20 protein-coding genes are annotated in these 23,574 nt (G+C 69.2%); 11 read left to right on the top strand and 9 right to left on the bottom strand.

The features are described 5' to 3' along the window. The first annotated feature begins 108 nt into the window (after positions 1-108). The 4 genes from mptB to C6V83_RS10520 are packed head-to-tail and all read left to right on the top strand — an operon-like array spanning position 109 to position 4,631. Positions 109-1,866 carry a polyprenol phosphomannose-dependent alpha 1,6 mannosyltransferase MptB gene (mptB, locus tag C6V83_RS10535; RefSeq protein ID WP_105942358.1) on the top strand — a complete coding sequence of 586 codons (1,758 nt, stop codon included), beginning with the start codon at positions 109-111 and terminating at the stop codon, positions 1,864-1,866. A 43-nt stretch (positions 1,867-1,909) separates the two neighbouring features. Beyond that, on the top strand, positions 1,910-2,848 hold the full coding sequence (locus C6V83_RS10530) for an ABC transporter ATP-binding protein (protein WP_105942357.1): 939 nt from the start codon (positions 1,910-1,912) through the stop codon (positions 2,846-2,848). Further along, positions 2,845-3,639: an ABC transporter permease gene (locus C6V83_RS10525; RefSeq protein WP_234353682.1), complete on the top strand. Its 795-nt coding sequence runs from the start codon at positions 2,845-2,847 to the stop codon at positions 3,637-3,639. The genes C6V83_RS10530 and C6V83_RS10525 overlap by 4 nt, the downstream gene beginning before the upstream one ends. Further along, positions 3,636-4,631, top strand: a complete 996-nt coding sequence (locus tag C6V83_RS10520; RefSeq protein ID WP_105942356.1) for a COX15/CtaA family protein — start codon at positions 3,636-3,638, stop codon at positions 4,629-4,631. The genes C6V83_RS10525 and C6V83_RS10520 overlap by 4 nt, the downstream gene beginning before the upstream one ends. 157 nt (positions 4,632-4,788) lie before the next feature. On the opposite strand, the gene C6V83_RS10515 is transcribed toward C6V83_RS10520, so the two are convergent. Beyond that, positions 4,789-5,181, bottom strand: a complete 393-nt coding sequence (locus C6V83_RS10515; protein ID WP_234353681.1) for a hypothetical protein — start codon at positions 5,179-5,181, stop codon at positions 4,789-4,791. Positions 5,182-5,213: 32 nt separating this feature from the next. On the opposite strand from C6V83_RS10515, the gene C6V83_RS10510 reads away from it, so the two are divergent. Both C6V83_RS10510 and C6V83_RS10505 read left to right on the top strand, forming a co-directional pair. Further along, positions 5,214-6,275, top strand: a complete 1,062-nt coding sequence (locus C6V83_RS10510; protein WP_105942355.1) for a quinone oxidoreductase family protein — start codon at positions 5,214-5,216, stop codon at positions 6,273-6,275. Beyond that, positions 6,272-6,967, top strand: coding sequence for a hypothetical protein (locus C6V83_RS10505; protein ID WP_234353680.1), 696 nt, complete (start codon positions 6,272-6,274; stop codon positions 6,965-6,967). Before C6V83_RS10510 ends, C6V83_RS10505 begins: the two co-directional genes overlap by 4 nt. Positions 6,968-6,980: 13 nt before the next feature. Here C6V83_RS10505 and C6V83_RS10500 read toward each other — a convergent pair whose 3' ends face one another. After that, positions 6,981-8,228 carry a hypothetical protein gene (locus tag C6V83_RS10500; RefSeq protein ID WP_159067490.1) on the bottom strand — a complete coding sequence of 416 codons (1,248 nt, stop codon included), beginning with the start codon at positions 8,226-8,228 and terminating at the stop codon, positions 6,981-6,983. Between the two features lie 78 nt (positions 8,229-8,306). Continuing rightward, positions 8,307-9,314, bottom strand: a complete 1,008-nt coding sequence (locus C6V83_RS10495) for a heme o synthase (protein ID WP_105942353.1) — start codon at positions 9,312-9,314, stop codon at positions 8,307-8,309. A gap of 249 nt (positions 9,315-9,563) precedes the next feature. Here C6V83_RS10495 and tkt point away from each other — a divergent pair, with 249 nt between their 5' ends. Genes tkt through pgl form a run of 5 tightly spaced genes read left to right on the top strand, consistent with a single transcriptional unit; the run spans position 9,564 to position 16,027 of the window. Next, positions 9,564-11,663 (top strand): transketolase, encoded by a 2,100-nt coding sequence (tkt, locus tag C6V83_RS10490; protein ID WP_105942352.1) that lies wholly within the window; start codon positions 9,564-9,566, stop codon positions 11,661-11,663. 37 nt (positions 11,664-11,700) lie between these two features. Then, the gene (tal, locus tag C6V83_RS10485; protein ID WP_105942351.1) at positions 11,701-12,819 is read left to right on the top strand and encodes a transaldolase; all 1,119 of its coding nucleotides are present in this window, start codon (positions 11,701-11,703) and stop codon (positions 12,817-12,819) included. Positions 12,820-12,821: 2 nt separating this feature from the next. Next, on the top strand, positions 12,822-14,357 hold the full coding sequence (zwf, locus tag C6V83_RS10480; protein WP_105942350.1) for a glucose-6-phosphate dehydrogenase: 1,536 nt from the start codon (positions 12,822-12,824) through the stop codon (positions 14,355-14,357). Positions 14,358-14,385: 28 nt separating this feature from the next. Continuing rightward, a complete protein-coding gene (locus C6V83_RS10475; protein ID WP_105942349.1) occupies positions 14,386-15,291 on the top strand; it encodes a glucose-6-phosphate dehydrogenase assembly protein OpcA in 906 nt (301 codons plus the stop codon). Between the two features lie 10 nt (positions 15,292-15,301). Then, a complete protein-coding gene (gene pgl, locus C6V83_RS10470) occupies positions 15,302-16,027 on the top strand; it encodes a 6-phosphogluconolactonase (protein ID WP_105942348.1) in 726 nt (241 codons plus the stop codon). A gap of 28 nt (positions 16,028-16,055) precedes the next feature. On the opposite strand, the gene ppc is transcribed toward pgl, so the two are convergent. From ppc to whiA, 6 genes are all read right to left on the bottom strand, one after another. Continuing rightward, entirely contained in the window at positions 16,056-18,935 is a 2,880-nt protein-coding gene (gene ppc, locus C6V83_RS10465; protein ID WP_105942347.1) for a phosphoenolpyruvate carboxylase, read from the bottom strand. Between the two features lie 110 nt (positions 18,936-19,045). Further along, entirely contained in the window at positions 19,046-19,279 is a 234-nt protein-coding gene (gene secG / locus C6V83_RS10460) for a preprotein translocase subunit SecG (RefSeq protein ID WP_105942346.1), read from the bottom strand. 100 nt (positions 19,280-19,379) lie between these two features. Continuing rightward, entirely contained in the window at positions 19,380-20,195 is an 816-nt protein-coding gene (gene tpiA / locus C6V83_RS10455; RefSeq protein ID WP_105942345.1) for a triose-phosphate isomerase, read from the bottom strand. 2 nt (positions 20,196-20,197) lie between these two features. Beyond that, a complete protein-coding gene (locus C6V83_RS10450; RefSeq protein ID WP_105942344.1) occupies positions 20,198-21,415 on the bottom strand; it encodes a phosphoglycerate kinase in 1,218 nt (405 codons plus the stop codon). 5 nt (positions 21,416-21,420) lie between these two features. Beyond that, on the bottom strand, positions 21,421-22,437 hold the full coding sequence (gene gap, locus C6V83_RS10445; protein WP_105942343.1) for a type I glyceraldehyde-3-phosphate dehydrogenase: 1,017 nt from the start codon (positions 22,435-22,437) through the stop codon (positions 21,421-21,423). Between the two features lie 133 nt (positions 22,438-22,570). Next, a complete protein-coding gene (whiA, locus tag C6V83_RS10440; protein ID WP_105942342.1) occupies positions 22,571-23,554 on the bottom strand; it encodes a DNA-binding protein WhiA in 984 nt (327 codons plus the stop codon). Between the last annotated feature and the right edge of the window lie 20 nt (positions 23,555-23,574).

Below are 23,574 nucleotides of genomic sequence, written 5' to 3'. Positions count from 1 at the left end.
CAACATTATTGTTACGTAATTATTCCCGCGCTTCCAGCAAGGCTTGCCTAAGCCGCCCGCGTGCAGCGAGAGCGGTTGTGATCCGGGTCATGCCCTAGAGTCTGACGGGTGCGGCAAGTTCCCGGAGTGCGCCCTGCGCTCGACTACCTCGGCCTGTCCCGGCCCGCGCGGAACACCGACATCGATGCCACCGGCGACTACGGCATCACGGTGGCCCGACTACACGGTGACGAGCGCGAGGTCGGTCCGCTCAACGCCCTCGAGAACCTGCGACTGCGGCGCATCCGGCTGTTCGGGACCACCGGCGCAGTACTCATCCTGATCGGCTCGCTCGGCACCGGGATGATGCCGGTGCTACAGAACCCGATCGTCGGCATGCGGGTGCTCTCCCTGCCGTCGAGGATGTACTCCACTGCGCTGACCGTCTCCATCGGCGGCACGATGATGCTGGTCCTGGCGTGGATCCTGCTCGGTCGGTTCGCGATCGGCCGGTACAGCGTGGAGGTGGCCGAGAACCGCAGCCCGGCCCGCCGGATGACGCGGGCCCAGGCCGACCGGACTCTCGCCATGTGGATCGTGCCTCTGCTGTTCGCTCCGCCGCTGCTCAGCAAGGACGTCTACTCGTACCTTGCGCAGAGTGCCATCGCGTACCGCGGCATGGATCCGTACACGTACAGTCCGCTGCGGGGTCTGGGAGTCGACCACGCGCTCACCCTCTCCGTACCGAACCTGTGGAAGGACACGCCCGCGCCCTACGGCCCGCTCTTCCTGTGGATCGGCGAGCAGATCACGATGCTCACCGGCGAGAACATCACCGCGGGCATCGTGCTGCACCGGGTCGTCGCGCTGGCGGGAGTGGCGATGATCGTCTGGGCACTCCCCCGGCTCGCCCGTCGCTGCGGCGTCTCCGCCGTCGCCGCCCTCTGGCTCGGTGCGCTCAATCCGCTGGTGATCCTGCACCTGGTCGGCGGCATCCACAACGAAGCCCTGATGATCGGCATGATGCTCGTCGGCATGGAGTGGTGTTTCCGCGCGATCTACGGCGTGGCTGCGTTGCGCGACGGCTGGCGCCCGTCCCGGACGGGCTGGCTGCTCGTCGCGGGCATCGCGATCATCGCGGCCTCCGCGATGATCAAGGTCGCCTCGATGCTGGCGCTCGGCTTCGTGGGTGTGGCACTCGCCAGGCGGTGGGGCGCGACGCTTCCGGCGCTCCGCAACGCTCCGTGGCGGAGCTGGTGGTCCCGCTCCAAGACGACGGTCCGGGCGCTGGCGGCGTCAGCGGCGTTCAGCGGGGTGGTGACCGCCACGGTGATCGTGCTGATCTGCCTGGGCACCGGTCTCGGTTTCGGCTGGACCTCGACCCTCTCGACCGGTGGCATCGTCCGCTCGTGGATGTCGATGCCGACGCTGCTGTCGGTCGTCGCGGGCCGGATCGGACTCTGGCTGGGGCTGGGCGAACAGACACAGGCCATCCTCGACGTCGCCCGCCCGATCGGGCAGCTGATCGCGGCGGCGTTCGTGGTGCGGTGGCTGCTGGCCTGCGTGGCCGGCCGCATCCATCCGCTCGGCGGCCTGGGCATCGCGATGGCCACGTTCGTGGTGTTCTTCCCCTTCGTGCAGGCGTGGTATCTGCTCTGGGCGATCATTCCGCTGGCCGCCTGGGCCACGACGCGCTGGTTCCGGGTCGGCACAGTTGTGATCTCAGCGATAATCGCCGTCGTCGTGATGCCGACCAGTTCGGACACCCCGCCGTTGGTCGTCGCCCAGGGCCTGGCCACCGGACTGCTGTTGACGGCGCTGGCCAGCGCGTTCTTCTTCATCGACCACCCGACACGACGCTGGCTCCGCAGCCGGCGCCGTGCCTGACCCGGCTGCCGGGTGACGACGGCCTGGGCTTAGGCTGATCCTCGTGCACCCCGACCTCCCCTCCTCCCCCGCGGTCGCGGTCCGGGGGCTGGTCAAGCGATTCGGCGGCGTCACCGCCGTCGACGGGCTCGACCTGGAACTGCCCCGCGGACAGATCCTGGCGCTGCTCGGCCCCAACGGCGCAGGCAAGACCACCACCGCCGAGATCTGCGAAGGGTTTCTGAGTCCCGACGCCGGCGACGTCCGCGTCCTCGGACTCGATCCGGTCGCCGAGAACGAACAGCTCCGGACCCGGATCGGCGTGATGCTTCAGGGCGGCGGCGCCTATCCGGGCGCCAAGGCCGCCGAGATGCTCCGTCTATGCGCGGCGTACAGCGCCGACCCGCTCGACCCCGACTGGCTGCTGGACGTGCTCGGCCTGCGCGAGTGTGCCGGGACGTCGTACCGCAGGCTGTCCGGGGGGCAGCAGCAACGGCTCGCGCTCGCCTGCGCTCTGGTGGGCCGCCCGGAGCTGGTCTTTCTCGACGAGCCGACGGCCGGTCTGGACGCGCACGCGCGAATCCTGGTGTGGGAGTTGCTCGCCCGGCTCCGCGACGACGGCGTCTCGGTGCTGCTCACCACCCACCTGCTCGACGAGGCAGAGGCTCTGGCCGACCGGATCGTGATCATCGACCACGGCCGCGTGGTCGCCGCCGGGACGCCCGCGGACCTGACGCGAGCACAGGTGCAGGACCGCCTCCGGCTGGTCACCGCCGAGCCGATCGACCCGGTTCTGCTGGCCGCCGACCTCGGTCCGGACTACCGCTGTGAGGCGGGCGCCGGCGCGTTGTGCACCGTGACCGGGCCGATCGATCCCGCGCTGATCGCCCGCGTCGCGGCCTGGTGCGCCGACCGCGGCGTCCTGGCCACCGAGATCAGCACGGCGGCCGACAGCCTGGAAGACGTGTTCCTTTCGCTCACCGGACGAGAGGTGCGCTCGTGACCGCCGTCGAGAACCGATTCGCGCCCGGGACGTTCACCCCGGCCCCGCGGCCCGCGCCGCTCACCCGGATGATCGCCGCGCAGACCCGCATGGAGCTGACCCTGCTCCTGCGCAACGGGGAACAGCTGCTGCTCACGCTCTTCATCCCGCTCACCCTGCTGATCGGGCTGTGTCTGCTCCCGATCGGCGCCCTCGGCGCGGATTCGGCCGAACGGGCCGATGCGCTGGTGCCGGCGATCATGGCCGTCGCGATCATGTCGACGGCGTTCACCGGTCAGGCGATCGCGGTCGGTTTCGACCGCCGCTACGGTGCGCTCAAACGACTCGGCGCCACCGCGATCCCCCGTTGGGGCATCATCGCCGGGAAGTCCTTGGCGGTGGTCATCGTGGTGGCCGGGCAATCGGTGCTGATCGGAGTGATCGGCGTCGCCCTCGGCTGGCGACCGTCGCTTCCCGGACTGTTCCTCGGAGTCGTGGTCATCGCCCTGGGCACCCTGGCCTTCGCCACCCTCGGGCTGCTGCTCGGCGGCACGTTGAAGGCCGAGGTGGTGCTCGCGCTGGGGAACCTCGTCTGGTTCGTCCTGCTGGCGCTGTCCGGTCTCGTCGTCTTCGGCGACGAGGTTCCCGATGCGGCACTGTGGATCGCTCGTTGCTCGCCGTCCGGAGCGCTGACCGAGGCGCTCACCCAGGCCACGCAGGCGGCTTCCTTCGACGTCTTCGGTGTCGTGGTCCTTCTTCTCTGGGCCGCACTCGGCGGCCTCGGCGCAGTCAGGTGGTTCAAGTTCGAATGAGCAGCTCCCAAGCCGGCACCGCCCGCTGGTTCGGTTTCCGCACGCCCACGCTCCGGTTCCTCTACGCCTGGGCGATCGCGGATCTGGCGGCCAACGTCCTCCTGGTGGTGACCGGCGGCGCGGTGCGCCTGACCGGTTCGGGCCTGGGTTGCCCCACCTGGCCGCAGTGCGGCGACGGCAAGTACACCCCGCCGATGAGTTACCACGGCGTGATCGAGTTCGGGAACCGGATGCTCACCTGGGTGCTGGTGGCGATCGCGATCGCGACGTGGGTGGCCGCCATGCGGTATCGCCCGGTCGATCGCGTCGCGCGCCGCCTCGCCACCGCGGTCGCGCTGGGCATTCCCGCACAGGCCGTCATCGGCGGCATCACCGTCCTGACGCAGTTGAATCCGTGGGTCGTGGCATTCCACTTCCTGGTGACGATGGCGATCATCTCGGCGGCCACCTGGCTGGTGTACCGCACCCGACCGGGCCGCTCGGTGGAGGCCGGATCCGGACAGGCGCAGACCGGCGTCGACGACGACGTCGAGCTTCCGCGCGATTCGGTGATCGCGCGTCTGGGCGTCGCCCTCGCCTGGACGGTCTACACGGTCACCTGGATCACCGTCTACCTCGGCACCGCGGTGACCGGGTCGGGCCCGCACTCCGGTGACGAGAACTCGCATCGCAACGGACTCGATCCGGCCTGGGCGACGCAGCTGCACGCCGACGCCGTCTGGGCCCTCGTCGGCACCAGCTTCGCGCTGATCCTGCTGGCGATCATCGCCCGCCTGCGGATGCGCCGGGCCGCCCTCTGGTTCGGCGGGGCGATCGTCCTGCAGGGCGTGATCGGCTACGTCCAGTACGCCACCAGTCTGCCGATCCTGCTCGTGCTCTTGCACATGCTCGGTTCGGCCCTTCTGATGATGGGCGCCACGGTGCTGGTGCTGGAGGCCTCCGCCGCCCGCCGTACCCGGGATCTCGCCGACTCGCCGGCACCCGGCGCCTGATCGGTCGCCGGAATCGGGCCGCGCTGCGCTCAACTCCGAGACCAGGGTGCCCGGCACCTTCGTCTCGGTCTGGCACCCTCGGCCGAGGGTGCCAGATCCAGTTCAGGGTGCCCGGCACCCTGAATTCGGCCGACGTGAGAAGGCCCGTGACGTCAGGTCAGCGGTAGTCGACGATCTTGCGGTTGCGCGGCCGGGGGAAGAACCGGGTCTGGTCGGCGACCCAGCCGGCCATCTTGCGCCAGTGGCTCGGAGTGACCGTGGCCTTGGTGGTGAGCTCGCGGTCCCACTCACCCGTCTGCAGGCCCTCGATCTGGGCGACGAGATCCTTCGCCTCGTCCATCGACGCGACCATCCGGTCGCCGAGCACGCCGTCCTTCTCGCCCACCAGAGTCACGCGGACGCCCGCACCGCCGACGGGCTGCAGCACGGCGGTGGCCGCGCCGTTCTCGGTTGCCACGTACCGGCGGATCGACGACACGACGCCGGCACCGGGCTCGGGGGTCGCCTCGGTACCGTTCTCGGGATTCTGGCCGTTGCTCGCTTCGGTCATGAGCTCATCATAGCCGCGTGCCACACTGAGGTATGCGCGCGATCAGTGTGACGACCACCGGCGGCCCCGAGGTGCTCGAGTACGGACCCGCACCCGACCCGCAACCCGGTCCCGACGAGGTGCTCGTCCGGGTCCACGCCGCCGGAGTCAACTTCATCGACACGTACTTCCGCGACGGCCTCTACCCGGCGGCACTCCCCTACGTGCCCGGCCTGGAGGGCGCCGGCGAGATCGTCGCAGTCGGTCCCGCCGTCACCGACCGGCATGCCGGAGAGCGCGTCGCCTGGTGCGACGTCCCGGCGAGCTACGCCGAACTGGTGGCGGTCCCGGCCGCCCGCGCCCTGCCGATCCCCGACGGAGTCGAGTACGAGGTCGCGGGTTCGTCGCTGCTCCGCGGACTCACCGCGCACTACCTGCTGGACGGGGTTTCGACGGGGCTCAACCAGCGGACGGGGCTCAACCAGCGGACGGGGCTCAACCAGCGGACGGGGCTCAACCAGCGGACGGGGCTCAACCAGCGAAACGGACAGGACCAGCGCGAGCAGACGGTGCTCGTCCACGCGGGCGCCGGGGGCGTCGGACTCATTCTGACGCAGCTGGCCAAGGCTGCCGGGCTGCGCGTGATCACCACGGTCTCCTCCGATGCCAAGGAGCAGCTCTCGCGGGCGGCGGGCGCCGACGAAGTGCTGCGCTACACCGACGACGTGCCCGGCCGCGTCCGCGAATTGACCTCCGGGCGCGGCGTCCCCGTCGTGTACGACGGCGTGGGCGCGGCCACCTTCGAGCAGTCTCTCTCCTCGGCTGCCGTCCGCGGGACCGTCGTCCTGTTCGGGGCGGCCGCCGGCCCGGTACCGCCGTTCGACCTGCAGCGCCTGAACCCGCTCGGCTCACTGTCGGTGACGCGGCCCACACTGGCGCACTTCATCGCAGATCCCGCCGAGTTGGCATGGCGCGCAGGCGAATACTTCGGCGCGCTCGCCGACGGCTCGGTGCACGTCCGGATCGGGCAGACCTATCCGCTGGCCGAGGCGGCACAGGCGCACCGAGATCTGGAAGCACGGCGAACGACCGGCTCGACGGCGCTGATCCCGTGAGTGCCGCGGCACCGGGACTGCCCCCCGGCCGGATCGCCGTCGCAGTCGGCAGCGCGGTCGTCGTCGTGCTGCTCGCGGTGCAGCGTCCGGCCGGCCCGATCACCACCGCGTTCTTCCTCACCGTGCTGGTCGCCGTGGGCGGGGCCGCGGTCGGCTGGCCCCGCAAGGCGCCCGACCCGCGGGCGCAGGAGCACGACCGCGCACAACGACAACGCTGGGAGCAGGCCACCGCGGCGCACGACGACGTGCTCGCCGCGTACGGCGCCTTCGAGCTCGATCCGGCGATGCTGCTCCGCTTCCCCGCCATGTGGGATCTCTCGGCGCCACCGATCGTGAACTTCCACGACGCGCTCGAACTGGCCGGCTCGTTGCGCTCGGACGAGTATCCGGGCGCCGACCACGCCCTCGAATACGTCGGCGCGGTCTCCATGCTGCGCACCGACTGGGCGGCGGCGGAACGGCACGCGCGATCCACCGGGACCGGCGGGCTCAGCGATGCGGACGCCGGAGAATGCCGCAAGGCGATGAGTTTGTGGCAGCACGCCGAAGGCGCCACCGGACCCGAACGCGCCACCTACCTGGAGCGGGTGCTGGGCACGCTCGACGGACTGGCCGACCGCGGCGTGGTCGCGATGCCGGAGAAGCTGCATGACGCGCTGGCCCGGGAAGTCCAGAAGGCGATCGAGGCGTAGACCTGCTCGCCGATCACCACGTGCCGTCGCGCAGGAATGCGCCGTCGCGCCGATAGACGGCTTCGCCGGACTCGCGGCCCGATCCGACCTGCAAGCGCAGGACGGCACCCTCGTCGCGGCCGCCCGGCGCCGAGCCGATCGCGAACGAGACGACGTCGCCGTCGAACGCCGGCAGATCGTTCCGGGCCAGCAGGTCGTCGCGGGCGCGCAGCAGGGCCGAGGTCGTGAAGTCGCGCAGTGCGAAGCCCTCGCTGTTGTCGGCGTACGTCCGCGGGGTGGCCAGCGGGAACGTTCCCGGTACCACCTTGATCGCCGAGTACGGTCCGCGGACCAGACTCAGTGCGAATCCGCCGGAGTTCTGGATCGACGACGCGGTGATCGGCGACGAGCCTTCGGTGATGGTCCGGAAGTCGAGCTGCCGGATCGACGGTGACGCGGGGTCGATGCGGTGATCGCGCAGCGTCTTGTCGGCGATCGTCAGAACCCGGTCGACATACGCCGCACCGGCGGTGTCGGCGGCCCGGCCGTCCATATCGACCTCGATCGGGCGGAAGGCCACCGTGAACTCGGCGACCAGCATCCGGTCGGTGCGGCGCTTGAGTTCGATGCCGTCGGCGGGATGCACGTCGTCGGCGTTCAGCTTCAGCTCGGCGGCGACCCGGCGGACCTCTCCGGTGGCGGTGTTCAGGTCGAGGTTCTTCAGGTCGTCCCGGGAGAACGTGCGACGATCATTCGCTCGCCGCCGGTCAGTGGAGTACCACCGCCCGTCGCTGCCGTGGGTGCTGACGGCGTCACCGGTGTCCGCGTCGTAGACGACGACGTGCGTCGACCGGTCGTCCAGGTCGATCGACAACAGTCGCGCCGAACCGTTCGGCAGCAACTCGTCGGCTCGATCGAGGGCTTGATCCAGTCGCGCATCCGGATCGCTCGGCAGCCCGCTCGTCACCTCGTTCTCCGCGTCGGCCGAGCCGCCGGAGGGCGAGGACGCGGCGGCGTGCTCGCGGACCGCGGACACCGCCGCGACCGCCGGGAGGCCGAGCACGAGCAGCAGAGCCGGGATCAGGATGACCCCGATCTGGGCCGCCGCCGGTCTTCGGCTTCCGAGCAGTCCGAGGACGAAGAAGGGCGCCGCCGCCACCGCAAGCGCGCCCACCACCCGCCACGCTGTGGACTGGGCGGTCACGGCCGTCACCAATCCGGTGACGGAGAGGGCGATCGCGACCGCCAGTGCGGCGACAGCAGCAGCGGGACTGGGCTTCATCGACTCCACTGTGACAGATTCGGTGCGCCCGGGCACGGCCTGCTCCGCAGCGTTCGCGGTGGCCGCCGTCCCGGGACACTACGAGAAGTACGAGGCGATGGTCGGCAAGTTCAGCACCGCGTCCACGGCCAAACCGCAGAACAGGAGCGCCAGGTATTCGTTGGACTGCAGGAAGATCTTGAGCGGCTTCACCTCGGCGCCGCGCCGGGTCTCCCGGTAGAGCTTGGTGACGCACCAGATGAACCACACTCCGGACAGCACCGCGACAGCGGTGTAGATCCAGCTGGTCACCGGAATGAGGAAGAACGACGTGACGACGGTAAGCCAGGTGTAGACCAGCATCTGGCGGGTGACGCGCTCGTCTGAGGCGATCACCGGCAGCATCGGCACGCCGGCGGCGCGATAGTCCTCGCGGTAGCGCATGGCCAGCGCCCAGGTGTGCGGAGGCGTCCAGAAGAACACCACCAGGAACAGCACCACCGGTTGCCAACTCAGCGTGCCCGTGACCGCGGCCCAGCCGACCAGGGCGGGCATGCACCCCGCCGCGCCGCCCCAGATCACGTTCTGCCAGGTGCGGCGCTTGAGGATCAGCGTGTACACGAGCACGTAGAAGGCGATCGTGATCATCACCAGCACCGGAGGCAGCCACTTGCCGCCCGTGCCGTAGTACAGCACCAGGAACGAGGCGATCGCCAGCACGATGCCGAAGACGAGGGCGTTGCGCACGGGTACCGCGTGCCGGGCCAGCGGCCGTTTCTGGGTGCGCTTCATCTTCTGATCGATATCGGCGTCGGCGACCATGTTCAGGCTGTTGGCGCTCGCGGCGCCCATCCAGCCGCCGATCACGGTGATCAGGATCAGCGCGATGTCCACGTGGCCGCGGTGCGCCTGGAGCATCACCGGAATGGTCGACACCAGCAGCAACTCGATGACGCGCGGCTTGGTGAGAGCGATGTAGGCCAGGAGCGTCGCCTTGATCCTTGCCGCCGCCGAACCGGGTGCCGGCGCACCGCCGGAGACGGAAGGCTGCGGCGCCGGATCACCGCTGGCGGAAGCGCGTGAACTCACGCTTTCCCCACTCTTCAACGCCAGACTCCCTTGTCTTCGTGCGGCCGGCCCACCGGGCCGGATCGTTCGCGAGACTCCTCGCGCGGCAGCGACGCAGAAGGTCGAGATCGGCGGGGCTGCCCGCACAGAATCCTAGCCCTCCCCGCCGCGGGGGAAGAATCGGGGCCGTCGCACGAGATGCGGACGATAGGTCCGTAGACGAGAATCGGGGTCCGTACCCTAGGCTGGAAGCATCTGCCGCCCCAACCCACAGGAGAAGCCCCCACCGTGGCCGTTACAGACGAGATCCGAGAGCTGACCCAGCAGGTGCACCCCGCCGACTGGACGGACGTGGACACCCGGGCGGTCGACACCGCGCGGCTGTTGGCCGCCGACGCCGTCCAGCACTGCGGCAGCGGCCACCCGGGCACCGCGATGAGCCTGGCTCCCCTCGCCTACACGCTGTATCAGCGGGTGATGCGGCACGACCCCGCCGATCCGGACTGGGTCGGTCGCGACCGCTTCGTCCTGTCCTGCGGACACTCGAGCCTCACCCAGTACATCCAGCTCTACCTCGGCGGGTTCGGGCTGGAGCTCGAGGACATCGAGGCCCTGCGCACGTGGGACTCGCTGACCCCCGGCCATCCCGAGTACGGGCACACCAAGGGCGTGGAGATCACCACCGGCCCGCTGGGCCAGGGTCTCGCGTCGGCCGTCGGCATGGCGATGGCCGCGCGCCGTGAGCGCGGACTGTTCGACCCGGACGCCCCGGCCGGCGAGAGCCCGTTCGACCACACCGTCTACGTCGTCGCTTCCGACGGCGACATCGAGGAGGGCGTCACCTCTGAGGCGAGTTCGCTGGCCGGAACGCAGCGACTGGGCAACCTGATCGTGTTCTACGACAAGAACCACATCTCGATCGAGGACGACACCACGATCGCACTCACCGAGGACACCGGTAGGCGCTACGAGTCGTACGGCTGGGACGTCCAGTACATCGAGGGCGGCGAAGACGTGGTCGCGATCGAGAAGGCCGTGGCGCATGCCAAGAGCGTCACCGACAAGCCGTCGATCATCCTGATCCGCACCGTCATCGCGTGGCCGGCCCCGACCAAGATGAACACCGGCGCCTCGCACGGCAGCGCACTGGGAGCCGACGAGGTGGCCGCCACCAAGAAGATTCTTGGCTTCGACCCGGAGAAGAGCTTCGAGGTCTCCGACGAGGTGATCGCCCACACGCGCTCACTCGCCGAGCGGGCGGTCGCGACCCGGGCGCAGTGGCAGACCGGTTTCGATGCGTGGGCGCAGGCCAATCCGGAGCGCAAGGATCTGTTCGACCGTCTGTACGCGTACGCGTTCCCGGAGGGCTGGACCGAGGTCCTGCCCGCGTGGGAGCCCGGTGACAAGGCGGTCGCGACCCGCTCGGCGTCCGGCAAGGTTCTTTCGGCGCTCGGTCCCGTGCTGCCGGAGTTGTGGGGCGGCTCGGCGGACCTGGCCGGATCGAACAACACGACGATGGACGGCGCCACGTCGTTCGGCCCCGAGGACATCTCCACCGCCACCTGGACCGCCCACCCCTACGGGCGCACCCTCCACTTCGGCGTGCGGGAACACGCGATGGGCGCGATCCTCAACGGCATCGTGCTGCACGGCCCGACCCGTCCGTACGCAGGCACCTTCTTGCAGTTCGCCGACTACATGCGCCCGGCGGTCCGCCTGGCGGCGCTGATGAAGATCGATCCGATCTACGTCTGGACGCACGACTCGATCGGCCTGGGCGAGGACGGCCCCACGCACCAGCCGGTGGAGCATCTGGCCGCGCTGCGCGCGATTCCCGGGCTGGACGTGGTGCGCCCGGCCGACGCCAACGAGACGGCGCACGCGTGGCGCCACGTGCTCACCCGGCGTGGCGTCCCGGCCGGGCTGGCCCTGACCCGTCAGAACGTGCCGGTGCTCGCGGGCACCTCGTTCGAGGGAGTCAGTCGCGGCGGCTACGTGCTGTCCGATCCGGAGGGCACTCCCGAGGTGGTCCTGATCGGCACCGGCTCAGAAGTGGCCCTGGCGGTAGAGGCAGCGCAAGCTCTTGCCGCCGAGGGCGTTTCGGCGCGCGTCGTCTCGATGCCGTCGATCGAGTGGTTCGACGAGCAGGATCGGGAGTACCGAGATTCGGTACTTCCGGCCGGTGTGCCGCGCGTCGTGGTCGAGGCCGGGATCGCCATGCCGTGGTACCGCATCGTGCACGGCGGAGGCGGCATCTCCCCGGCCGCAGGCGCGATCGTGTCGCTCGAGCACTTCGGTGCCTCGGCGCCGTATCAGAAGCTGTACGAAGAGTTCGGCATCACCGCCGACGCAGTGGCTGCAGCCGCCCGCGGTCTGCTCGGACGCTGAGCCGGCGACGGCCGACCACACCCAGGAGGACACCGACATGCCCCAGAACAGCAAGCTCGCCGATCTCTCCGAAGCCGGGGTGTCGGTCTGGCTCGACGACCTGTCCCGCGACCTGATCGACTCGGGCGCGCTGCGGGACCGGATCGACGAATACTCGGTGGTCGGCGTGACCACCAACCCGGCGATCTTCCAGGCCGCGATCGCCAAGTCGGACATGTACGACGAGCAGATCACCCGGCTCGCCGCCGAGGGCGCCGACACCGACGGTGCGCTGACCGCGATCACCACCGACGACGTGCGCTCGGCGTGCGACGTGTTCGAGCCGGTGTTCGTCGCCACCGACGGCGTCGACGGCCGCGTGTCCATCGAGGTGGACCCGAGACTGGCGCACGACACCGACGCGACGGTGGCCCAGGCTGTGGAGCTGTGGAACCTGGTCGACCGCGGCAACACCCTGATCAAGATCCCCGCGACCAAGGCGGGTCTGCCGGCGATCACCCGGGTGCTCGCCGAGGGCATCAGCGTCAACGTGACGCTGATCTTCTCGGTGGATCGCTACCGCGAAGTGATCGACGCCTTCCTCGACGGTCTCGACGCCGCCCTGGAGAACGGTCACGACATCGCGCGCATCGTCTCGGTGGCGTCGTTCTTCGTGTCCCGTGTCGACACCGAGATCGACAAGCGTCTGGACGCCATCGGCACCCCGGAAGCGCTCGCGCTGCGGGGCAAGGCCGGGCTGGCCAACGCTCGACTGGCGTACGCCGCGTATCAGGAGGTCTTCGACCTCGGTGTCCGCTTCCCGGCGCTCAAGGCGCACGGCGCGCGTCCGCAGCGGCCGCTGTGGGCGTCGACCGGAGTCAAGAACCCGAACTACCCGGACACCCTGTACGTGAGTGAGCTGGTCGCACCGGACACCGTCAACACCATGCCGGAGAAGACGATGGAGGCCTTCGCCGACCACGGCTGGGTCGACACCGAGTCGATTCTCGGCAAGGCGGCGGAGAGCCAGGAGGTGTTCTCGGCACTGAGCGCCGCGGGCATCGACTTGCCGGACGTGTTCGCGCTCCTCGAGCGCGAGGGCGTGGAGAAGTTCGAGTCCGCCTGGGACGAACTGCTCACCGCCACCGCGGCTCAGCTCGACACCGCCAAGGCGTAGCGATGCCGGCCTCCGGCGGATGGACCAATCCGCTCCGTGATCCCGCCGACCGGAGGCTCCCGCATATCGCCGGGCCCTCGGCGCTGGTGATCTTCGGCATCACCGGCGACCTCTCCCGGCGCAAGCTGATGCCGGCGATCTACGACCTCGCCAATCGCGGCCTGCTGCCGCCCAGTTTCGCGCTGGTCGGCTTCGCACGCCGGGAATGGGACCACCAGGACTTCGCCGAGTTCGTCAAGAAGGACGTCGAGGAGCGCTCCCGCACCGGCTTCCGCGAGGAGCAGTGGGCCAAGCTGGCCGAGGGCATCCGGTTCGTCGAGGGGGCGTTCGAGGACGATGTTGCCTTCGACCAGTTGCGCGAGACCCTGGCGCAACTGGACCGTGAACGCGGCACCGACGGCAATCACGCCTTCTACCTGGCGATTCCGCCGAAGGCCTTCCCCACCGTGCTCAGCCAGCTGCGGCGTACCGGGATGGCCACCTCGGAGGACCCCGACACCTGGCAGCGCGTGGTGATCGAGAAGCCGTTCGGCCATGACCTGGAATCGGCACGTGAGCTCAACACCCTGGTGAACAGTGTGTTCCCCGAGGAGTCGGTGTTTCGCATCGATCACTACCTGGGCAAGGAGACCGTCCAGAACATCCTCGCGCTGCGATTCGCGAACCAGTTGTTCGAGCCGCTCTGGAACAGTCACTACATCGATCACGTCCAGATCACCATGGCCGAGGACATCGGGCTGGGCGGCCGCGCCGGTTACTACGACGGCATCGGCGCCGCTCGTGACGTCATCCAGAACCACCTGCTCCAATTGCTGGCGCTGATCGCGATGGAGGAGCCGGTCTCGTTCTCTCCACGGGAACTGCAGGCCGAGAAGATCAAGGTGCTCTCGTCGACGCGAAACATCGCACCGATCTCCGAGAACTCCGCACGTGGTCAGTACGGACCCGGCTGGCAGGGATCCGAGCAGGTCCCCGGTCTGCTCGAGGAGGGCTTCTCGCCCGATTCGACGACGGAGACCTATGCCGCGATCGCCGTCGAGGTGGACACGCGCCGCTGGGCGGGTGTGCCGTTCTTCCTCCGCACCGGCAAGCGGCTGGGCAAGCGCGTCACCGAGATCGCGCTCGTGTTCAAGCGGGCGCCGCATCTGCCGTTCGACGATTCGATGACCGCCGAACTCGGCCAGAACGCGATGGTGATCCGGATCCAGCCGGACGAGGGCGTCAACCTCCGCTTCGGCTCCAAGGTGCCGAGCACCAGCATGGAGGTGCGCGACGTCAACATGGACTTCAGCTACGGCGAGGCCTTCACGGTCAGCTCCCCGGAGGCCTACGAGCGACTGCTGCTCGACGTCCTGCTCGGCGAGCCGTCGCTGTTCCCGGTGAACGAGGAAGTCGAATTGAGCTGGTCCATCCTGGACCCCGTCCTGGACGAATGGGCGGCATCGGGCCGCCCGGAGACCTATGAGGCCGGAACCTGGGGACCGGAGTCGGCCGACGAGATGATGGAGCGGACCGGCCGGGCCTGGCGCCGGCCGTGACTCCGCCCGCCAGGCGAAGGGAGCCCCGATGATCGTCGATCTGCCCGACACCTCCACCCAGGAGGTCAGCAAGAAGCTGGTGCGGATGCGCAACACCGGCGGCGAGGTGACCGTCGGCCGGGTGCTCACCCTGATCATCGACACCGAGCCGGGGGAGGTCGCCGAGACCGCGGTCGAGGTGGCCAACGAGGCGAGCCGGGAACATCCGTGCCGCGTGATCGTGGTGATCCGCGGAGAACGGGACGAGCAGACGCGCTTGGACGCGGAGATCCGGGTCGGCGGCGACGCCGGAGCCTCCGAGGTGGTGCTGTTGGCGCTGTTCGGCGAGCTCTCCGAGCACGCGCACTCCGTGGTGACGCCGTTCCTGCTGCCCGACACTCCGGTGGTGACGTGGTGGCCCGGCCGCGCGCCCGACCGTCCATCAGCGGATCGGTTGGGCCGCTTGGCGTCCCGGCGCATCACCGACGCTCGTCACGCGCCGGACCCGGCGTCTTTTCTGGCCGCACGACGGCTGGGCTACAGCCCGGGCGACACCGATCTCGCGTGGTCGGCGATCACCCCGTGGCGGGCCATCCTGGTATCCGCGCTGGATCGTCCTCCGCATCTGCCGGTGATCTCGGCGAGCATCACCGGTCCCGCCGGGAATCCGGCGGTCGACTTGTTCGCGGGCTGGCTCGCGCACTGCCTGGACGTGCCGGTTCGGCGCGGCACGGGCCGGTGGCAGGTGGTACTGGAGCGCCCGGACGGCGTTCTGGAGATGACGCTCGACAAGCTCGGGGGTCTGCTCCGCTCCCCCGGCCATCCCGACGGCCGTGCGGTCTTCAAACGCCGCAACACCGCCGAGTGCCTGGCCGAAGAACTGCGTCGTCTCGATGCCGACGACGTGTATCACGCTGCGCTGGAAGGTCTTTCCGGCGCCATTCACGAGATCTGAGGTACCCGCCATGAGCGAGCTCGAGACACTGATCTTCGACGACGACGTCGTCCGCGTCACCACCGCCGCGCAGCGCTTCGCCGATGCGGTGCGCCTTGCGCAGACCGGGCGCGGGGTGGCTCGCGTCGCCCTGACCGGCGGGTCGAACGGCATCGGTCTGCTGGCAACGCTCGCCCGGGACCCGTCGTCGGTGGACTGGTCTCGCGTGGAACTGTATTGGGGAGACGAGCGCTTCCTCCCCGAAGGAGACCCGGAGCGCAACTACGTCCAGGCCCGGGAGGCGCTGCTCGATCACGTTTCGATCGCGCCCGAGAGGGTCCACGCCATGCCCGCCTCCGACGGCGTCCACGGCGACGACATCGAAGCCGCGGCCCATGCCTACGCGGCGCTGATCGCACCGGATCTGGTCTTCGACGTCCACCTCCTGGGCATGGGCGGCGAGGGCCACATCAACTCACTGTTCCCGCACACGGCGGCGACGGCCGAGGAGTCGGCCCCGGTGGTCGCGGTGACCGAATCGCCGAAGCCGCCGCCGCGCCGGATCACCCTCACCTTCCCCGTGGTGAACCGTTCCCGCGAGGTGTGGTTCCTGGTGTCCGGTGCGGAGAAGGCCGAGGCGGTGGCAGCCGCGCACACCGGCGCCGACCGCGCCGACTGGCCGTGTGCCGGAGCGCACGGCACCGAACGCACGCTGTGGTTCCTCGACCGCGCCGCCGCGGCGGGGCTGCCGGACTGAGCGGCTTCGGCGATCCTGAGGACGTCGGCTAACCGCTGTTGCGCAGCGCCGTCGCCAGCCCGTTCATCGTGAGCTGGATAGCCCGCCGGATCTCGCCGGTGTCCTCACCGCCGCGGAAGCGCTTGAGCAGCTCGATCTGCATCAGGTTCAGCGGCTCGAGGTACGGGAACCGGTTGTGGACCGAACGTTTGAGGGCGTCGTTGTCGGCCAGCAGGTCGTCGGTGCCGGCGATCCTGCGGTACATGTCGAGGGTGCGTGCGTGCTCGACGGCGATCATCGTGAACACACGCTCACGCAGGGCCGCGTCGGGGACCAGCTCCGCATACCGGGCCGCCAGGCCCATGTCGGACTTGGCCAGCACCTGCGCCATGTTGCTCATCACCGAGCGGAAGAACGGCCACCGCCGGTAATAGTCGGACAGGAGTGCGAGGCGGTCGGGGTCGTCGCCGATCCACTGGGCGAAGGCGCTGCCGGTGCCGTACCACCCGGGCAGCATCACGCGGCATTGCGTCCACGAGAGCACCCAGGGAATCGCCCGCAGGTCCGAGATCGCGGTGGTCTGCTTGCGCGACGTCGGACGGCTGCCGATGTTCAGCGCGCCGATCTCCGACAACGGTGTGGAATCGGTGAAGTACTCCACGAATCCCGGGGTCCGGTGCACCAGTTCGCTGTAGGCCTCACGGGCCAGTGCGGCGAGCTCGTCGAGCACCGCGTACGCCTCCTGGGAGTCGTCGCCGAGCCCCTCGGTGTCCAGGAGTGTGGACTCCAGGGTCGCAGCCAGGAGCGTCTCCAAGTTCCGTCGCGCACCGACGGGTTCGGCGTACTTGGCCGCGATGATCTCGCCCTGCTCGGTGAGCCGGAGAGCACCCTGCACGGCGCCCGGCGGCTGCGCGAGGATCGCGTCGTAGCTGGGCCCGCCTCCCCGACCGACCGTACCGCCGCGCCCGTGGAACAGGCGCAGCGTGATGCCGGCCTCCTTCGCCGCCGCCACCAGATCGAGTTCGGCGCGGTACAGCGCCCAGTTCGCCGCGAGGTAGCCGCCGTCCTTGTTCGAGTCCGAGTAGCCGAGCATCACCTCCTGCGCGCCCTGCTGCCCGCGCCGGGAACCGGGCGCGCAGTCGGAGTCACTGCCGTCGATCATGGCCCGGTAGAACGGGAGTTCCAGTGCCGCCGTGATGATCCCGGCACCGGCCTGCAGGTCTTCGATGGTCTCGAACAGCGGCGCCACTCGAACCGTGCACGACGGCATCCCGTCGCCGTCCAATTCGTACAGCCCCGCCTCTTTCAACAGAATCATCGCCTCGAGCATGTCCGAGACCGACTGACACATGCTGATGATGTACGTCGGCACCGCCTCCGGACCGAAACGCCGAACCGCCTGGGCCGCCGCACGTACGACGCCGAGCTCCTTGACCGCGAGGTCGCTGAGCTCGGAGTCCGGACCGGTGAGCGGCCGCCGCGAGGTGAGCTCGGCCGACAGCAGTGCGACCCGGTCCGCTTCGCCGAGCGCGGTGTAGTCGTCGCATACGCCGGCCCATCTCAGGAGTTCGGAGACCACCTCCTCGTGGGTCTCGGAGTTCTGCCGCATGTCGAGGCCCGAGAGGTGGAAACCGAAGGTGCGCACGGCTTCTCGAAGTGCACCGAGCCGGTTGTCGGCGATGACGTCGTCGACCACGGCCCGCAGCGCCCCGTCGACGGTGTCGAGGTCGGCCAGCAGTTCGGCCGGATCGGCATACACCGGATGCCCCTGGACCCATGACATCTCGGTCGCCGACAGGTACTCCGGGCCGAGCAGCTCGAGCATCGTCGCGACCAGGCGGGCCTGCACCGTGCGCAGCGCCGACCGGAACGGTTCGTCGTCGTCCTCCGGCACCGCCCCGCTGAGTGCGCGCAGCCCCTCCGTGATCGGCGGCACCAGTCGTGCCGACATGGCCAGCTCCTGACGCAGCAGGGTCAGCTCGTCGAGGTGGTGGCGCATCGCTGTGACGGCGGCGGCGGTGGTCGCCTCGGTGACCACCGCGCCGGTCACGTACGGGTTTCCGTCACGGTCGCCGCCGATCCACGAACCCATCCGGATCATCGACAGATCTTCGAGTCCCGACCCGGGATAGGCGCCGGTGAGCGCTGCCCGCACGTCGCGGTTGAGGTTCGGGATCACCTGGAAGAAGGAGGCGTCGTAGTAGCGCAGACCGGTGGTGATCTCGTCGGAGATCGTCAGCCTGCGCAGCCGGATCAGCGCCGTCTGCCAGAGCCTCAGGATCTGCTCGGAGATCTCCCGGTCCAGTCCCTGTTGTTCGGCAGGCGTGAGTTCCGTTCGGGCCCGCGTCCGCATCAGTTCGGTGATCCGGTTCTGCGCCTCGAAGACGCTGCGCCGCCGCGTCTCGGTCGGGTGGGCGGTGATGACCGGAACCACAGCGGCATGCGCCAGCGAGGCACCCACCTCGCCGTCGGCCAGCTGCGCGCCCGCCAGCGCCGTGAAGGTGGCCTCCAGACTCGACGGCACCGGCGGATCGCCGGCCCGCAGATGGATGCGGCGCCTCCGCTCCCGATGCAGGTCTTCGGCGAGATTCGCCAGCAGCGCGAAGTTGGAGAACGCGCGGATCACCGGCATCAGTTCCCGCACCGACGGCGCGGTGTAGCGGCCGGCCAGGTCGTCGCGAGTGATCTCCGAATACCGGATCGCGAACGCATCGCGCCGCGAGTTCTCTACCAGCGCGAAAGTCTCCGGCCCGGCATGGGCCTTGATCACCTCGCCCAGCAGGCCGCCGAGAAATCGGATGTCCTCGCGGAGCGGCTCAGTGGCGGCACGTCCGGTGTCGTCGACCAGGATGTGCTCGATCATCGGTGTCGAGACCGCCCGTGCGACTACGTCGGCGGGATCAGCGGAAGCGCGCGAGTCTGGTTGCATGCCACCAAGTATCGCCGCCCACCGCGTGTGCGTCCAAGCGAATGTTCACTCTTCGAAAGACAACAGATCCGGTACGCGCCAGGCGTACCGGATCACCGAGTGTCGCTGGGTCAGGAGTACTTGATGTCCAGGCCCACGCCGACGATGAAGATCAGCCAGACGATGCCGACGAAGATGGTGATCCGGTCGAGGTTCTTCTCCACCACGGACGAGCCGGAGAGGCTGGACTGGACGCCGCCGCCGAACAGCGAGGAGAGACCGCCTCCCTTGCCGCGATGCAGCAGCACCAGAACGATCAGCAGCAGGCTGGTGATGATCAGGCCGATGTTGAGCGCGAGAGTCACGAGGGATGGATCCGTTCGGTCAAGTGAACTGTGGCAGGTCACCGGAGTTCACGGGAGAACTCCAGGCAACCTGCCACAGTCTACGCGATGGTTCGGCCGATCAGAGCAGCGGCCCGCCCGCGGCGATCGCCGCGAGCTGAGCGAACTCGTCCGCCTTGAGCGACGCGCCGCCTACCAGCGCGCCGTCGACGTCGTTCTGACTGACGATCTCCGCCGCGTTCTTGGCGTTGACGCTGCCCCCGTACAGGATCCGCAGGCCGGCCGCGGTCGCCTCGTCGGCGATCTCGGCGATGGCGCCGCGCACGGCGGCGCACACTTCCTGAGCGTCCTGTGCGCTCGCGACCCGACCGGTGCCGATGGCCCACACCGGCTCGTAGGCCACCACGGTCTTGGCGATCTCCCCGGCCGACAGCCCGGCCAGCGACGCCTTGATCTGCTCGACGTTGTACGCGACGTGTCCGCCTGCTTCGCGGACTTCCAGCCCCTCGCCGATGCACACGATAGGGGTCAGGTTGTGCCGGAGCGCCGCCTTGGTCTTCGACAGGACGATCTCGTCGGTCTCCCCGTGCAGGGTACGACGCTCGGAGTGTCCGACGGCGACGAAGGTGCAGCCGAGCTTCTCCAGGAAGGCCCCGCTGATCTCACCGGTGTAGGCCCCGGAATCGTGCTCCGAGAGATCCTGCGCACCGTACGTCAGCAGCAGCTTGTCGCCGTCGACGACGGTCTGCACGCTGCGGATGTCGGTGAACGGCACCAGCACGGTCACGTCGACCTTGTCGTAGTACTTCTCCGGCAGCGCAAAGGCCACCTTCTGCACCAGGGCGATCGCCTCGAAGTGGTTGAGGTTGCACTTCCAGTTGCCCGCCATGAGCGGCTTGCGTCGGCCGCCTCGCGCGGCGTCGGTCGAATCCGTCATCTTCAGCCTTCCGTCTCCAGAACCGCCAGACCCGGCAGTTCCTTGCCTTCGAGGTACTCCAGGGAGGCGCCGCCACCGGTGGAGATGTGCGAGAAGGCGCTGTCGGGGAGCCCGAACGAGCGCACCGCGGCCGCCGAGTCGCCGCCGCCGACCACGCTGAAGGCGCCGTCCTGCGTCGCCGCGGCGATCGCCTCGGCGACGCCCCGGGTGCCGGTCGAGAACTTCTCGAACTCGAAGACGCCCATCGGCCCGTTCCAGAACACCGTCTTGGCGCCGCCGAGGACTGCGGAGAAGCGCTCCACGGTGCCCGGACCGATGTCCAGTCCCATGCCCTCGGTGAACCCGTCGCGGGTGAACGCGATCGACGTCTCGGCGTCGGCGGCGAACTTGTCGGCGACGACGATGTCGTGCGGCAGATGGATCACGTCGCCGAACCTGTCCAGCAGGTCCCGGCACGTGTCGATCATGTCTTCCTGCAGCAGCGAGTCGCCCACGGGGCTGCCCTGCGCCTTGATGAAGGTGAAGGCCATGCCTCCGCCGATCACCAGGGTGTCGACCTTGGGGGCCAGCGCCTCGATCACAGCGAGCTTGTCGGACACCTTCGAACCGCCGAGCACCACTGCGTACGGGTGCTCCACCTCCGAGGTGATGCGCTTGAGCACGTCGACCTCGGTGGCGACCAAGTCGCCGGCGTAGGCGGGCAGCAGCTCGGCGACGTCGTAGACCGAGGCCTGCTTGCGATGCACCACGCCGAAGCCGTCCGAGACGAATGCGCCGTCGTCGCCGACGAGCTCCACCAAGTCACGGGCGAGCTTGGCGCGTTCGGCGTCGTCCTTGGCGGTCTCCCGCGGATCGAACCGGATGTTCTCCAGCAGCAGCACGTCGCCGTCGGTCAGGCCCTCTGCCCTCGCGAGGGCATCGGAGCCGACCACGTCAGCGGCCAGCTGGACGTTGCGGCCCAGTTCCTGCGAGAGGCGCGCGGCGACCGGGGCCAGGGACAGCGCGGGGTCCGGCTCGCCCTTCGGACGGCCCAGATGCGCGGTGACGATCACCTTCGCGCCGGCGTCGACCAGCTGACTCAGCGTCGGGACGCTCGCCAGGATGCGGCCCGGGTCGGTGATCTCACCGCCGTCGAGCGGCACGTTGAAGTCCGAGCGGACCAGCACGCCTCGGCCCGAAACACCTTCGGCGAGAAGGTCTTTGAGAGTGCGTACAGACATGGGCGTCAGAGCGACTTGCCGACGAGGGTGATCAGATCGGCGAGGCGGTTCGAGTAGCCCCACTCGTTGTCGTACCAGGAGACCACCTTCGCCTGGTTGCCGATGACCTTGGTCAGCCCGGCGTCGACCAGCGACGAGTGCGGATCGGTGACGATGTCACTGGAGACGATGGGCTCGTCGTAGTACTTCAGGATGCCCTTCATCGGCCCGTCGGCAGCGGCCTTCATCGCGGCGTTGATCTCTTCGGCGGTCGCTTCCTTCTCGAGCTCCACGGTGAGGTCGGTGACCGAACCGGTGGGGATCGGCACACGCAGGGCGTAGCCGTCGAGCTTGCCCTTGAGCTCCGGGAGCACCAGTGCGATGGCCTTGGCGGCGCCGGTGGAGGTCGGGACGATGTTGACCGCGGCGGCGCGGGCACGACGCAGGTCCTTGTGCGGGGCGTCCTGCAGGTTCTGATCCTGCGTGTAGGCGTGCACGGTGGTCATCAGGCCCTGCTTGATGCCGAAGTTGTCGTGCAGGACCTTGGCGAAGGGCGCCAGGCAGTTGGTGGTGCACGACGCGTTCGAGATGATGTTCTGGCTGCCGTCGTAGAGGTCGTCGTTGACGCCCATCACGATGGTGATGTCCTCGCCGCTGGCCGGCGCCGAGATGATGACCTTCTTGGCCCCGGCGTCCAGATGGCCCTGGGCCTTGTCTCGCGACGTGAAGATGCCGGTCGACTCGACGACGACGTCGACGCCCAGCTCGCCCCACGGCAGCGCCGCCGGGCCCTCCTTGATGGCCAGCGCCTTGATGCGCTTGTCGCCCACCACGATGGTGTCGCCGTCGACGCTGACGTCTTCGGGCAGGCGGCCCAGGATGGTGTCGAACTTCAGCAGGTGGGCAAGGGTGTTGATGTCGGTCAGATCGTTGACCGCGACGATCTCGATGTCGGAGGTGCCGGCCGCATTCTGCGCCAGCACGGCACGGAAGAAGTTCCGGCCGATCCGGCCGAATCCGTTGATGCCTACCCGAACAGTCACAATGAGCTCCTTAGCCATGGGTGAAGAGCCGGGAGGGTTGGTCCGGCCCACTGGGATCCAGCCTAATGGCCCGGCCCGATCGTGACACCGTTAGGGGCTGATGCGTCGTCGATGCGTCGTCGATGCGTGTCGATCACGCTTCGTCGAGCAGTTCCGGCGTCACCGCGGACTCGGTGTCGGGCAGCCCTTCGGCCCGCGCCTTCTTGTCCGCCATGGACAGCAGGCGGCGGATGCGGCCCGCCACCGCGTCCTTCGTCATCTGCGGATCGGCGAGCTGACCGAGCTCCTCCAGCGAGGCCTGACGATGTTCGACGCGGAGGCGTCCGGCGGTCACCAGGTGCTCGGGCACGTCGTCGCCGAGGATCTCCAGCGCACGTTCGACCCGGGCGGCGGCGGCGACCGCAGCCCGGGCGGACCGCCGCAGATTCGCATCGTCGAAGTTCGCCAGCCGGTTGGCCGTGGCACGGACCTCGCGCCGCATCCGGCGCTCCTCCCACACCAGACGCGTCTCCTGCGCGCCCATTCGGGTGAGCAGCGCGCCGATCGCCTCGCCGTCGCGGATCACCACGCGGTCGCTGCCGCGCACCTCACGCGCCTTGGCGGCCACGCCGAGCCGCCGGGCCGCGCCGACGAGTGCGAGCGCAGCCTCCGGCCCGGGGCAGCTGACCTCCAGCGATGACGACCGTCCCGGCTCGGTCAACGAGCCGTGCGCCAGAAAGGCTCCGCGCCACGCGGCCTCGGCATCGCCCACGCTGCCGCCGACCACCTGAGCGGGCAGGCCGCGCACCGGTCGGCCGCGCGAATCGAGCAGACCGGTCTGGCGGGCGAGAGCCTCGCCGTCCTTGCTCACCCGCACGATGTAGCGGGAGCTCTTGCGCAGTCCGCCCGAGCGCAGGACGTGGACCTCCGACGGATAGCCGAACAGGTCGTGGATCTCGTGACGAAGTCGTCGGGCGACGTTGCCGAGATCCACCTCGGCCTCCACCACCACCCGGCCGGCCACGATGTGCAGCCCACCGGCGAAGCGCAGGAGCGCTGAGACCTCGGCCTTCCGGCAGCTGTGCTGCGGAACCGACAGACGACTCAACTCGTCCTTGACCGCTCCTGTCATGGCCAACTCGCCGAACCTCCTCTAGT

Source organism: Gordonia iterans (genome assembly GCF_002993285.1).
Lineage (GTDB): Bacteria > Actinomycetota > Actinomycetes > Mycobacteriales > Mycobacteriaceae > Gordonia > Gordonia iterans.
Note: the sequence above shows the minus strand (reverse complement) of the source record. Positions and strands in the feature narration are given on the sequence as shown.